This is a genomic window from Fluviicoccus keumensis (assembly GCF_004217445.1).
In the GTDB taxonomy this organism is placed as follows: Bacteria; Pseudomonadota; Gammaproteobacteria; order Pseudomonadales; family Moraxellaceae; genus Fluviicoccus; species Fluviicoccus keumensis.
Genome location: NZ_SHKX01000012.1, coordinates 226,620 through 239,535 on the forward strand (window position 1 = coordinate 226,620; position 12,916 = coordinate 239,535).

Genomic DNA, 12,916 nt, shown 5'->3' on the forward strand with positions numbered 1-12,916 from the left:
TATCAGGGCAACATCCAGCCTTCCGCGAGCAGAAACTGAGTCAGTGTAATCAGCGGCAGGCCGATCAGACTGGTGGGGTCATCGCTGACAATACGGCTGAACAGGGCGATACCCAGCCCTTCCGCCTTGAAGCTGCCGGCGCAGTCCAGCGGCTGTTCCCGATCAACATAGCGTTCGGCACACGCTTCGCTCAACGACCGGAAAGTCACGGTAGTGGTATTGACGGCAGTCCGGCAATGTCCGGTCCGCGTATTGAGCAAGCACAGCCCCGTATGAAATTCGATACTGCGGCCGCTGAAACGTAACAGCTGCCCGATGGCTCGATCGCGGCTTCCGGGTTTGCCGATAATGTCCAGATCACAACCCGCCGTCTGGTCTGAACCGATAATCAGATGATCCGTATAGGCTGTCGCCAGAGCGCGGGCCTTGGCCTCCGCCAGCCGTAAGGCCACGTCATGCGGGGATTCGCCCGGCAGCGGAGTCTCTTCCACCTCGGGCTGAACCTGAATAAACTCAAGGGAAAGTCGCTGCAGCAATTCCGCGCGATAGCGGGATGTCGAGGCCAATACCAGGGCGGGCGTCATGGAAAATTCATTCCTGTTTGTCTACGGCAGTTTGCGTCCGGAAGCCGGACATATCATGGGTGCGCGGCTGGCCTCGCAGGCCCATTGGCTGGGTCAGGCGCAGGTGCGCGGAGACTTGTACCGGGTGAGTTGGTATCCGGCGCTGGTTTCGGGCGAGGGCCTGGTGGTAGGTGATGTTTACGGCATTCCAGAACGCTTGTGGCCGGAGCTGGATCATTTCGAGGAGGCTGACCGGGCTGATCCGGAATACAGGCGACTGGTCAGCCCGGTGCAACTGGCGTCCGGATTATGGCTGGATGCCTGGGTCTACTGGTACGCCAGGCCCGTTAAGGGCCTGGCCCGGATCAGTGGTGGAGACTGGCTGAACGCGCCACCTTGACTTCCGGTGTGCTCAGGGAATCAAGCAGCACCTGACCCGCTTCCTTGACGTAGGCTTCATCTTCCGGCTTTTCCTTGGCGGTCGGATCCGGATCGTCCACAGTGTCGGGGTTGCCGTCGGCATCATTGGCCTTTTCCGCTTCACGCCAGGTTTTCAGCAGTTCCTGACCTTTCTCTTTCCGGCGGGCGTTTTCAATCACCAGCCGCTTTTGGTCCAGTTCATCCTGTTCCTTGCGGCGCTCCTTTTCGTTGAGGGAAATGACAGTGTCCTTCTTCAGGGCGTCAGCCAACGTGATCTGGGCGTTCAGGAATTTGAAGTCCGGATCGGCGTTCTGCCGTTGTTGCGACAGCAGGCGCAAACGGGTCAGCTGCTTGCTGTAGCCGGTGTAAGGCAGATAGCGGGCGGGCGGGATGGTGTCCCACGGCAGGGCATTTTGCAGCGCCGATTCGCCGATATCGGTGTTGTCGTAAATATTCGGGAAAGTGACATCCGGTTCCACGCCCTTGTGTTGGGTGCTGGCGCCGGAGATCCGGTAGAACTTGGCTTCAGTAACTTTCAGCTGTCCATAGTTCAGGTCGCGGAGCGACTGGACTGTACCCTTGCCAAAGCTGGTGGAGCCGACGATCAGACCCCGACCATAGTCTTGAATGGCTCCGGCAAAGATTTCCGCTGCCGAGGCGGACAAACGGTTCACCATCACCACCAGAGGGCCGTCATATTCGACGGAAGGGTCTGAGTCGCCCATCACTTCCACATCACCGTTGGCGCTGCGGATCTGGACCGTGGGGCCGGTCTCGATGAACAGGCCGACCAGCGAGTTGGCTTCGGTCAGGGAACCACCGCCATTGTTGCGCAGGTCGAGCACCATGCCATCGATCTTTTCGGCCTTCAGTTCATCAATCAGGCGGCGGACGTCACGGGTGGTGCTGCGGTAGTTGGGATCGCCGGACTGCATGCCCTGGAAGTCGGCATAGAATGTCGGCAGCTTGATGACGCCGATGCGGTATTTGCGGTCATTGCGGGTGATTTCCACAATACGCTTCTGCGCCGCCTGTTCTTCCAGCTTGATGGTATTGCGGACGATGTTGACCACTTTGGTCTGATGTTCATCCGCCGCACCGGCGGGGATGACCTGTAACCGAACCTGGCTGCCCTTGGGGCCGCGTATCAGGTCGACCACTTCATCAATCCGCCAGCCGACGACATCGACAAAGTCCTCGTTGCCTTGGGCGATGGCGACAATCCGGTCGCCCGGAGCCAGTTGCTTTGACTTCTCGGCGGGACCGGCGGGCACGAGCCGGACTATCTTGGTGTATTCGTCATCATTCTGCAGCACAGCGCCAATCCCTTCGAGGGACAGGCTCATGTTGATATTGAAATTCTCGGAGGTGCGCGGCGAGAAATATTCAGTATGGGGATCGTAGGATTCCGCCAGCGAATTCATGAATGCCTGGAACACGTCGTCCGGGCGGGTGCGCATCAGGTTGTTGAGCTGGGTCTGGTAGCGCTTGGTCAGCAGCTTGCCGATATCCTCGTCGGATTTTCCGGCCAGCCGCAGGCTGATGACAGCCGCCGCCAGGCGCTTGCGCCAAAGATCGTCCAGCTCGGCGGCATTGTGCGCCCATGGCGCATTGTCGCGTTTGGTTTCCAGTACCTGATGGTTTTCCAGATCCACCTTGCCGACGCCTTTTTCGAGGGCGCCAAGCACGAAGTCGAGCCGCTCGACAGCGCGCTTCTGGAAGCGCGTATAGATGGCGAAGACATTGTCGAGGTCGCCGCGGCTGATTTCATCATCCAGGGTCAGGCGATAAGCCTGAAACGCGTTGATATCGCTGGCCAGGAAATAGCTGCGGGAGCCATCCAGATCCTTGAGATAGCGGTCGAGAACCTGAGAGGACAGCGCATCGTTGAACTTGCGGTGTTCATAATGCAGGTGCTTCAGCAGGATGACGCTGCTGCGCGCGGCCTTTTTCTCGTCCGCCGTGGGCTGGAGCTGAGCGGGCGCCGCCGCCTGCTTGGCGAAGACGGCGGAGAAGAATACGGCGCCGCCGAAAGCAGCCGCCCACACAACATATTTTTTTCGCTTGAGAAGTGCCATGAGAATCTTGCTGAAGTCACGCGCGGCGGAATGCCGACTAAAATGGATTATAGAGATGAGGCTGTTGTTTTTATAGCGGGAACTTCCCAAAAAACATAGGCTTTATCGTAGTTGCTTCGTTATTATTGCCCGCTTGTCGGCAAACAGGAGATAAAGGTCATGATCGGCTCGGTAATGCTGGATTTGAAAGGGACGGAAATGACCCCGGAAGAGAGGGAGGTGCTGCAGCACCCCCAGACGGGTGGCGTCATTTTTTTCGCCCGCAACTACGAAGGGCCGGAGCAGATCCAGGCGTTGACCGCCAGCATCCGCCGTGTGCGTCCGGAACTGATCCTGGCGGTTGATCAGGAAGGCGGGCGCGTGCAGCGTTTTCGCGACGGTTTTGTGCGCATCCCGCCGATGAAGGCGCTGGGCGAGCGCTTCTCCGCCAGTCCGGAACAGGCTCGCCAGCTGGCGTATCAATGGGGCTGGCTGATGGCGACCGAGGTATTGGCGGTCGGCGTGGATATCAGCTTTGCGCCGATTCTGGATCTGGATAACGGCCTCAGCCGCGTTATTGGCGATCGCGCTTTCCATGCGGAGCCGGAAGTGGCGATCGCCCTGCTGGGACCCTTCATCAAGGGCATGCATGACGCGGGCATGGCTGCCACCGGCAAGCACTTTCCCGGCCATGGCTCGGTCGAGGCGGACTCGCATGTGGCGATCCCCGTGGATACCCGCTCGTTTGCCGACATTGAAAAGCATGATCTCAAGCCGTTTGTCGCTCTGGCCTCGGCCCTGCAGGGCATTATGCCCGCGCATGTGATTTTTCCGGAAATCGACAACCGTCCGGCCGGATTCTCCCCGATCTGGCTGCAGGATGTTCTGCGCCAGCGCATCGGCTTCCGGGGCGTCATTTTCTCGGATGACCTGAGCATGGAAGGCGCCGGGGTGGCGGGCTCGTATGCCGATCGCGCGGAAGCCGCCTTGTCGGCGGGTTGTGACATGGTGCTGGTCTGCAACAAGCCCGAAGCCGCCATTCAGGTGCTGGAGTCCCGTGAAGGCAGGCCGCTGCCGGATCAGGCGCGCTTTGCCGCGCTGAAGGGTCGCAGCCGGGTGGCCTGGAATGAGCTGCCGCGACATCCGCAATGGATCGCTGCGGAAGAAAGTATCCGCAACCTGATTTCCGCCTGACATTACATCCCCGGCTTTGGCCGGGGCTTCCGTTTTGCCCATCAAGGATTCCGCCGCCATGAAGCGCTACTGGATAGTGTTGCTTTGTCTTTTTTTGCAAGCCTGCAGTCTGGACGATCTGAGGCATCTGGTTTCCGGTGAAACCGATCCGGCAATCATTACGGCACCGGGCAATCTGCCGCATACCCCCGCCACATTCGATCAGGCCAAAAAGATTCTCTATTCCCAAATTTATCAGGGACATGCACTGACTTTCTACTGTGGTTGCGAGTTTGACGCGAAGTCTCGGAAAGTGAACGAGGAGAGTTGCGGTTACAAGCCGCGCAAGAATCCCGAACGGGCTTCCCGCATTGAGGCCGAGCATGTGATGCCCGCGCACCAGTTCGGCAATTTCCGTCAATGTTGGCGCGAACCCGAAAAAGTGTGCGGCAGCAAGATGTCAGGGAGAAAATGCTGCGAGGAAAAGGATCCGCTGTTCACCACCGCCCATAACGATCTGAACAACCTTTATCCGGCTATCGGCGAAGTGAACGGCGACCGCTCCAATTACAACTGGGGCGAAGTACCCGGTGAAAAGCGGGAATATGGCGCTTGTACGATTGAAATCGATGAGTCCATACGCCGTGTCGAGCCGCCGGAATATGACAAGGGTGAAATCGCCCGGACCATGTTTTACATGGAAAAGACCTACGGCTTCAAATTGTCCGATCAGGATCGCAAGCTGTATGAAGCTTGGAACCGGATGGATCCGCCGGACGACTGGGAACAGGAACGCAACCGCCGAATTGCGAAAATACAAGGACAGGACAACCCGTTCATCAGCCATTATGGGGAAACCCCGGAAAGCATCCGGACAGGCAAACCTGCGGAAACCGCCTCTCAGGGCGTAACTGCTTCGCCGGCAGCGCCGACCGCGCCTGTTGCGGCACCACCGGAAGTGACTTCCGGCGTGAAACACCCATCCGGCGGTTTCTCGTGCAAGCCGATCAAGTCCTGTTCGAAAATGAGCAGCTGTGAGGAAGCCATGTTCCAGCTGCGGCAATGCGGCAATACCGCCATTGATGGCAATGGCGACGGCATTCCGTGCGCTTCGATCTGCCGTAAGGAGTGAGGCCCGGGCGGGGTCAAGCGTTCAGCATGACCCCGCTTAGCGGCGTGTAGTGCAAGCCGAACTCATCGGTGCGGCTTTCATAAAGATGAATGCGGTCAACTTCCCAGCGTGACTCGCCTTGCATGGCGGCAGGTTTTGATAAGGCCGCCTGTAGGCGTTGTTTGCTTTCCCGGGTCAGGTCGTGGGCGCAACGTCCCAGTGTGATGTGCGGATAATAATCCTGCGGTTCGGACACATATCCGGCGGTTGCAAGCGCTGCTGTCAACGCTTTCTGCACGCGTACCAGTTCACGCGACGGCTGAACGCCCATCCAGAGGATTCGGGGGTGGCCGTAGGATGGGAAAGCCCCCAGCGCCTCCAGCTCCAGATGGAATCGCGGTGTCGCCTGTCCAATCTGATGGAGGATGGCTGTCAGCGGCTCTACATGGGTTTCGTCCATTTCTCCCAGAAAGGCCAGGGTCAGGTGCATCAGTTTTCCTGTCTGCCATTTGACTGGTAAATCAATGGATTGCAGCGGTTTTTGAATGTGACTTAAAGTGATTCGTATGGGGGTGGGGATGGGCAGCGCCAGGAAAAAGCGCTTGCGGGCCGGCGGACTCTGCAGATCGGGCATGGCGGATTTCCGTGTCCTGACAAAAGCGGATTCCGGATTATAGGGCAGGAATCCGGTGAAGTGGGAGCCGTCTGTTTGGACAAGCGGCTCCCTTTTGAGGCGTTGGTTAACCCTGGTTGTTCTGCTTGTCCTGTTCCAGTTTCATGGCCGCCAGTTTCTTTTCCATCATCCACTTGTTGATCTTCTGCTGTTCCAGCTCTTCCTTGCGTTTGGCATCCATTTCTTCGGCGGTCGAGTTGTCAAAGGTTAGGGATGACGAGGCGACAGCGGTCTTGGGTTCACCGCGCTGACTCTTCAGCTTGATATTGAGACGCAACTGGTTGGCGGAGTCGGCGTTGCGGATAGCCTCTTCGTATGAAATCACGCCTGCGTTATAGAGATCGAACAGGGCCCAGTCGAAGGTGCGCATGCCGAGTTCACGGGATTTCTCCATGATCGGTTTGATTTCATGGAACTCACCCTTGAAGATCAGCTCGGACACCATTTGCGTGTTCAGCAGGATTTCGATGGCGGCGCGACGGCCCTTGCCGTCCTCGGTGCGCACCAGGCGTTGCGAGACAATGCCGCGCAAATTGGCGGAGAGGTCCATCAGCAGCTGGTTGCGGCGTTCGTCGGGGAAAAAGTTGATGATCCGGTCGAAGGTCTGGTTGGTGTTGTTCGCATGCAGCGTGCCCAGGCACAGGTGGCCGGTTTCGGCGAAAGCGATGGCGTGTTCCATGGTTTCGGCGTCGCGGATTTCCCCGATCAGGATGACGTCGGGGGCCTGACGCAAGGTGTTCTTCAGCGCGTGATGCCAGCTGTGGGTATCAACGCCGACTTCACGGTGGGTAATGAGTGATTGCTTGGGCTTGTGGACATATTCCACCGGATCTTCCACCGTAATGATGTGACCCTTGGAGGTGGCGTTGCGGTGGTCGATCATGGCCGCCAGCGAGGTGGACTTGCCGGAGCCGGTGCCGCCGACGACCAGCACCAGACCGCGCTTGTGCATGATCAGTTCTTTCAGCACTTCCGGCAGGAACAGCTTTTCAAACGTCGGGATTTCCGAGGAAATGGTCCGGATCACCATGCCGACGCTTTGCTGCTGCACAAAGACATTGACGCGGAAACGCGACACATCCGGGACGTTGATGGCGAAGTTGCACTCCATTTCGCGCGCAAACTCTTCGCGCTGCTTCGGATTCATGATGGCGTTGGCCAGGCTGCTGGTCAGTTCCGGCGTCAGCTTCTGGCTGCTCATCGGCTGCATTTCGCCATTGGCTTTCATGCTGGGCGGAAAGTCATTGGAAATGAACAGGTCAGAGCCGCCGGCCTGACTCATGCGGGTCAGCAGGCGCATCATGAACGCGTGGGCTTGTTCTTCGGTCAACATCGGTGTGGACATGCTGTTTTCTTCTTGTTTCGTGGCCTGTGGGGCGTGTCGATAGAATCCGGCCGTTCAAGTGCGACCAAGGCGCAAATGATAGCGAACCGGCGCCGGGTGCGTTAAGGCGCTGGTTCACGGTATATCAGAAAATCCGCGCTGATTATCGTCTCCCGGCCGGATTTTGATGCAAATTCAGCCACCCAGTTTTTTGAGCAGTTCCGCCACATACGCCAGCCGTTTTTCCGGTTCGGTCAGGTTGGCGCTGAATTTGAGCTTGTCGCCGCCATCCATGCGGAATTGCGCGGGTTGGCTTTGCAGCAGCTTGATGATGGTGACGGGCTGAACCTTGGTGTCCTTGGCGAACTCAAGACGTCCCCCTTGCGGACCGGCGTCGATCTTGCGGATGCCCAGCGCGGCGGCCTGCAGCTTCAGACGGTGGGCGTTGAACAGGTTTTTGGTCGGTTCGGGCAGCAGGCCGAAGCGGTCGATCATTTCGATTTGCAGTTCATCCATGGCGTCCGCCGTTTCGGCGTGACTGATGCGTTTGTACATCAGCAGCCGGTTGTGGACATCCGGCAGGTAGTCGTCGGGAATCAGCGCCGAGATACGCAGGTTGACCTCGGCGGTCAGTTCCAGCGGCTGGTCAAGATTCGGTGTCTTGCCCGCCTTGATGGCCTTGACGGCGCGTTCCAGCATTTCCATGTACAACGTGAAGCCGACGGCATGCACGTTGCCGCTTTGCTCCTCGCCCAGCAGCTCACCCGCACCGCGGATTTCCAGGTCTTCACTGGCCAGGGCAAAACCGGCGCCCAGCTCTCCGGCGCGCTGAATGGCTTCCAGCCGCTTTTCGGCGTCCGGGGTCATGGCTTTTTTGTGCGGCGTCAGCAGATAGGCGTAGGCCTGATGGTGCGAGCGCCCGACACGGCCGCGCAGCTGGTGCAACTGCGCCAGCCCGAGCTTATCCGCGCGTTCCATGAGGATGGTGTTGGCGGAAGGAATGTCGATGCCGGTTTCGATAATGGTGGAGCAGACCAGCACGTTGAACTGCTTGTGATAGAACTGCTGCATCACCTGTTCCAGCTCACGTTCGCGCATCTGGCCGTGGGCGATGCCGATCCGGGCTTCAGGAATCAGCCCTTGCAGGTCGGCGGCGCATTTTTCGATGGTGGCGACATCGTTGTGGAGGTAATAAGCCTGACCGCCGCGCAGCAGCTCGCGGAGGATGGCTTCCTTGACGATGGCCGGGGTGTGTTCATGCACGAAGGTCTTCACCGCCAGACGCTTGGCGGGCGGGGTGGCGATGATGGAGAGGTCGCGCAGTCCGGACAGCGCCATGTTCAGCGTCCGGGGAATGGGGGTCGCGGTCAGGGTGAGCATATCCACCTCGGCGCGCCGGTTCTTCAATGCCTCCTTGTGACGCACGCCGAACCGGTGTTCTTCATCCACGATCATCAGTCCCAGCCGCTTGAACTGCACCGAGTCCTGCAGCAGTTTGTGGGTGCCGATGATGATGTCGATTTTGCCTTCTTCCAAGGAATCCAGGGCGGCTTGCTGCTCCTTGGCGGTGCGGAAGCGCGACAGCACCTCAATGCGTACCGGCCAGTCGGCAAACCGGTCGCGGAAATTTTCGTAGTGTTGCTGGGCCAGCAGCGTGGTCGGCACCAGCACGGCTACCTGTTTTCCATCCTGGATGGCGACGAAAGCGGCGCGCATGGCGACTTCGGTCTTGCCGAAGCCGACATCGCCGCAGACCAGGCGATCCATCGGTCGCGGAGCGCGCATGTCGGTGATGGTGGAGAGAATGGCGTTTGACTGGTCGGCGGTTTCCTCGAACGGGAAACCGGCGGCGAAGCGGGCGTATTCCTGTTCCTCGACCTTGAACGCGTATCCGGGACGGGCGGCGCGGCGCGCGCTGATATTGAGCAGTTCGGCCGCAACGTCGTGAATCTGCTCGGCAGCCTTGCGCTTTTCACGCGCCCAGTTTTCAGTGCCGAGGCGGTGCAGCGGCGCATGGGCGTCATCGGCGCCGGTATAGCGGGCAATCAGGTGCAGACTGGCGACCGGCACATACAGCTTGGCGTTGTTGGCGTACTCCAGCAGCAGGAACTCCTGGGTTTCGCCATCCATGTCCAGCGTGACCAACCCGTGGTAACGCCCGACGCCGTGATCAATATGCACCACCGGTGATCCCGGCGTCAGCTCGCTCAGGCTGCGGATGGCCAGTTCGGCCGCCGCTTCGCCATTGACGGCCTTGCGCCGGCGACGTTGCAGCACGCGCTGTCCAAACAGTTGCGACTCGGCAATGACGACCAGTCCCGGCAGGCATAAGCCGTGCTCCAGCGGAGCCACGGTCAGGGCGAACGGTAGATCAGAACCGGCGAATTCGTTCCACCCTGAAACCATCTGCGGTTTCTGCGCCAAGGGTTTCAACAGTTCCAGCAGGTTTTCGCGACGACCGGCGCTTTCTGCACACAGCAGCACGCGCGGTTGCGTGGCCAGATAGGCGGACAAGGCGGCCAGCGGCTGGTCGCTGCGGGCATCGACCGGCAGGGCGGGCGGTTCGGCAAAGGGCAGGTTGGTCATGCCCGGCTTTTCAGATTCCGCCAAGGCGTTCAGGTTCAGCCGCGCGAAGCGGTTGATGGCCGCAAACAGTTCGTTTTCACGCAGAAACAAGCGGTCTGGCGGCAGGATCGGCATGATTCGGTCATGACGGCGTTCTTCGTAGCGATTGCCGATCTCCTGCCAGAAATGCGCCAGCTGTCCCGGAACCGTGGACTCCATGACCAGCAAGGCGTTGGCGGGCAGGTAATCCAGCAATCCGGCGGTGCTCTCGAAGAACAGCGGCAGGTAGTACTCGATCCCGGCGGACGCCAGCCCGCTGCTGACATCGCGATAGACCGGACATTGCTTGGGTTCGCTGTCAAAGCTGTCGGCCCACTGATCCTTGAAACGGCGGATGGCGCTCTTGTCGAAGGGGTATTCGCGGGCGGGCAGCAATTCGAGCCGGTCGATACTCTCCGTGGTGCGCTGGGTATCCGGGCTGAACAGGCGCAGGCTTTCAATTTCATCGTCGAACAATTCAATCCGCACCGGTGCGGAGGCCCCCATCGGGAAGATGTCCATCAGGCTGCCGCGCACGGCGTATTCGCCATGTTCGTAGACGGTTTCCACCGCGTGATAGCCCACGGCCTCCAGTTGCTGGCGGGTCTGGTCCAGATCGAAGCGCTGGCCGCGTTTGAGGCTGAAGCTTTGCGCTGCCAGCCACGAGGCGGGCGCCAGGCGCTGGGCGAGGGTGGAAATGCTGGTGATGACCAGGCCTCGTTGCAGCGTCGTCATCCCCGCCAGCACACGCAGGCGGTCTGAAATGATGTCCTGGTGGGGAGACAATTGGTCGTAGGGCAGGGTCTCCCAATCCGGGAAATGCTGTACCGGCAGGCTGTCGCCGCTGAAGAATCGTACTTCTTCCTCCAGGCGGGCGGCGCGCTGGCTGTCTGACGTCACCAGCAGCACCGGTCCTTGCCACTGGCGCACCGCCTCGGCGATAGCCAGGCCCATACCGGCTCCGGCAAGGGCCGCCCAGGTCTTGCGGTCTTGCGGACCGGTAGGCAACGGAGTCAGGGCGGCGGGCAGGGCAGTAGTCATGGCGGGAGGATCCGGAAACAGGGATGCGGCATTTTGTCGCGGGCGATTGTAACGGATTTGACGCCGGGGGGAACGTCAACGCATCATCGCCAAACCTGCTTTTGTCCCGTTGCGATCGCCCATGCCTGCCTCATCCTTGCGCCTGTTGCTGCAAACCCCGCTGGCCGTGCTGATCGGCTTGCGCTGGCTGGCCATCGCCGGGCAGTCGGTGGCGGTCGGCGTGGTTCATTTGTATCTGGGCATGGCTTTGCCGCTCGAACCGTTATTCCTGGTGCTGCTGGCGCAAGTGGCATTCAACAGCGGCTCCATGTGGTTTTTGGCCAACCGCCGTCCCGGCGAGTTCCGGGATGATCATCTGGCGTTGCAGCTATCCTTCGATACGCTGGCGCTGGCGGTGATGCTCTATTTTACCGGCGGATCCTTCAATCCTTTCGTGTCGCTGTTTCTGGTGCCGCTTGCGATTGCGGCGGTCATGCTGCCGCCGGCGTATACCTGCGGGCTGGTGATCCTGACGGTCTTTCTCTACGGCAGTCTGATGGACAGCAGCATTCCTTTGGCGGATCCGCCCTCCGCCATGACCAGCCGGCTGTCGCTGCATCTGTTCGGCATGTGGGTCAGCTTCATCATCAGCGCCTGTCTGATCGCCGGATTTGTTGCCTATCTGTCCGCCCGATTGCGGCAAAGCCTGCAGGCCTTGCGCAACATGCGCGAGCAGTATCTTCGGCAGGAGCAGATTCTGGCCCTGGGAACCCTCGCGGCCGGGACGGCGCATGAATTGGGCACTCCTTTGGCGACAATGGCGGTGGTGATGGCGGATTTGGAGCAGGATGTACCCGAAGCGTTCAAGCCCGACATCCGCCTGATGCAGCAGCAAATCTGTTTATGCAAGGAGGCGTTGTCGCGGTTGGTGCAGGAAGTCAGGCATGGTCAGGCCGAGGCCCGTTGGATGACAGTGAACGATTTCGTGCACCGCATCCTGCGTGATTTCAGCCTGCTGCATCCGGCGGTCAGGGTGGATTGGCAAGCCGCACCTTTGCCCGAGAAGGCGGGGTTCCGGGTTGATCGCCAGTTGGAGCAGGCGCTCCTGAACCTGCTGGATAATGCTGCCGATGCCTCACCCGGCCAGGTCTCGCTTCGCGCCGTGATCCGGGAGGGAGCTGCCTGCCTCGAGATCGCGGATCGGGGACCGGGTTTCCCGGAGTCCTTGCTGCGCGACGCCGGTCAGCGCACGGTCAGCGCTGAGGCCTCCGCTGGCATGGGCATTGGCCTTTTATTGTCAAACGCTACGGTCGAACGGCATGGTGGTGAGGTGCGGGTGGCCGCCCGCGAAGGCGGTGGAACACGATTGACGGTGATTATCCCGTTGCGCGAGGGGCAAGCTGATGGATGAATTGAGCAAGCCGTTATTGTTGCTGGTTGACGATGATGAAACCTTCCGGCAGGTGCTGCAACGCGCCATGAGTCGACGGGGTTACGATGTCATTGCGGCGGACTCGGTGGATGCGGGCGTGCAGTTGGCGAAAGCCAATCCACCGGAATTCGCCGTGGTGGACCTGCGCATGCCGGGAGCTTCCGGTCTGGAACTGGTCAAGGCGCTGCACGAGCTGGATGACCAGACCCGGATTGTGGTGCTGACCGGTTATGCCAGCATTGCCACGGCGGTGGAGGCCATCAAGTTGGGCGCGGTGCATTATCTGGCAAAGCCGGCGACGGCTGACGAGATCATCACGGCTTTCGGCCGTATCGAAGGACAAACCGGGCTGGAAGTGCCGGAAGATCCGATGTCGGTGGATCGTCTGGAGTGGGAGCATATCCACAAGGTCCTGCAAGAGCATGAAGGGAATATCTCGGCGACGGCGCGCGCACTGAAAATGCATCGTCGCACCCTGCAGCGGAAGCTGGCCAAATACCCGGTGCGCGCCTGACTGCGACACTATGCCGCATGGCGCA

The 12,916-nt window shown here is 59.9% G+C and carries 9 protein-coding genes and 1 pseudogene; 5 read left to right on the plus strand and 5 right to left on the minus strand.

Features of this window, described 5'->3' with window-relative positions; genetic code table 11:
- Positions 1-2: 2 nt before the first annotated feature.
- On the minus strand, positions 3-584 hold the full coding sequence (locus EV700_RS09180; protein WP_130413000.1) for a Maf family protein: 582 nt from the start codon (positions 582-584) through the stop codon (positions 3-5).
- Between EV700_RS09180 and EV700_RS09185 the strand changes: the two genes are divergently transcribed.
- Positions 583-963 (plus strand): gamma-glutamylcyclotransferase family protein, encoded by a 381-nt coding sequence (locus tag EV700_RS09185; protein ID WP_130413002.1) that lies wholly within the window; start codon positions 583-585, stop codon positions 961-963. The two genes, EV700_RS09180 and EV700_RS09185, sit on opposite strands and share 2 nt — an antisense overlap.
- Here the strand turns inward: EV700_RS09185 and EV700_RS09190 are convergent.
- Positions 929-3,061, minus strand: coding sequence for a carboxy terminal-processing peptidase (locus tag EV700_RS09190; protein WP_130413004.1), 2,133 nt, complete (start codon positions 3,059-3,061; stop codon positions 929-931). The genes EV700_RS09185 and EV700_RS09190 overlap by 35 nt on opposite strands.
- A 159-nt stretch (positions 3,062-3,220) precedes the next feature.
- On the opposite strand from EV700_RS09190, the gene nagZ reads away from it, so the two are divergent.
- Positions 3,221-4,234, plus strand: coding sequence for a beta-N-acetylhexosaminidase (nagZ, locus tag EV700_RS09195; protein WP_130413006.1), 1,014 nt, complete (start codon positions 3,221-3,223; stop codon positions 4,232-4,234).
- Between the two features lie 58 nt (positions 4,235-4,292).
- Positions 4,293-5,345 (plus strand): endonuclease, encoded by a 1,053-nt coding sequence (locus EV700_RS09200; RefSeq protein ID WP_165391405.1) that lies wholly within the window; start codon positions 4,293-4,295, stop codon positions 5,343-5,345.
- A 13-nt stretch (positions 5,346-5,358) separates the two neighbouring features.
- Here EV700_RS09200 and thpR read toward each other — a convergent pair whose 3' ends face one another.
- From thpR to mfd, 3 genes and pseudogenes are all read right to left on the minus strand, one after another.
- Positions 5,359-5,958: an RNA 2',3'-cyclic phosphodiesterase gene (gene thpR / locus EV700_RS09205; RefSeq protein ID WP_130413008.1), complete on the minus strand. Its 600-nt coding sequence runs from the start codon at positions 5,956-5,958 to the stop codon at positions 5,359-5,361.
- 199 nt (positions 5,959-6,157) lie between these two features.
- Positions 6,158-7,342 (minus strand): annotated as a pseudogene (locus EV700_RS09210) (PilT/PilU family type 4a pilus ATPase); the annotation flags it as partial.
- A 174-nt stretch (positions 7,343-7,516) separates the two neighbouring features.
- Positions 7,517-10,966, minus strand: a complete 3,450-nt coding sequence (gene mfd / locus EV700_RS09215) for a transcription-repair coupling factor (protein WP_130413012.1) — start codon at positions 10,964-10,966, stop codon at positions 7,517-7,519.
- A 121-nt stretch (positions 10,967-11,087) separates the two neighbouring features.
- Between mfd and EV700_RS09220 the strand changes: the two genes are divergently transcribed.
- Positions 11,088-12,356: an ATP-binding protein gene (locus EV700_RS09220; protein WP_130413014.1), complete on the plus strand. Its 1,269-nt coding sequence runs from the start codon at positions 11,088-11,090 to the stop codon at positions 12,354-12,356.
- Positions 12,349-12,891, plus strand: a complete 543-nt coding sequence (locus EV700_RS09225; RefSeq protein ID WP_130413016.1) for a response regulator transcription factor — start codon at positions 12,349-12,351, stop codon at positions 12,889-12,891. The genes EV700_RS09220 and EV700_RS09225 overlap by 8 nt, the downstream gene beginning before the upstream one ends.
- Positions 12,892-12,916 lie beyond the last annotated feature (25 nt).

Bases quoted from the DNA above. Each gene is read 5' to 3' on its own strand.
- EV700_RS09185 (WP_130413002.1), top strand. From the start codon at position 583: ATGGAAAATTCATTCCTGTTTGTCTACGGCAGTTTGCGTCCGGAAGCC.
- EV700_RS09180 (WP_130413000.1), bottom strand. From the start codon at position 584: ATGACGCCCGCCCTGGTATTGGCCTCGACATCCCGCTATCGCGCGGAA.
- EV700_RS09190 (WP_130413004.1), bottom strand. From the start codon at position 3,061: ATGGCACTTCTCAAGCGAAAAAAATATGTTGTGTGGGCGGCTGCTTTC.
- nagZ (WP_130413006.1), top strand. From the start codon at position 3,221: ATGATCGGCTCGGTAATGCTGGATTTGAAAGGGACGGAAATGACCCCG.
- EV700_RS09200 (WP_165391405.1), top strand. From the start codon at position 4,293: ATGAAGCGCTACTGGATAGTGTTGCTTTGTCTTTTTTTGCAAGCCTGC.
- thpR (WP_130413008.1), bottom strand. From the start codon at position 5,958: ATGCCCGATCTGCAGAGTCCGCCGGCCCGCAAGCGCTTTTTCCTGGCG.
- mfd (WP_130413012.1), bottom strand. From the start codon at position 10,966: ATGACTACTGCCCTGCCCGCCGCCCTGACTCCGTTGCCTACCGGTCCG.
- EV700_RS09220 (WP_130413014.1), top strand. From the start codon at position 11,088: ATGCCTGCCTCATCCTTGCGCCTGTTGCTGCAAACCCCGCTGGCCGTG.
- EV700_RS09225 (WP_130413016.1), top strand. From the start codon at position 12,349: ATGGATGAATTGAGCAAGCCGTTATTGTTGCTGGTTGACGATGATGAA.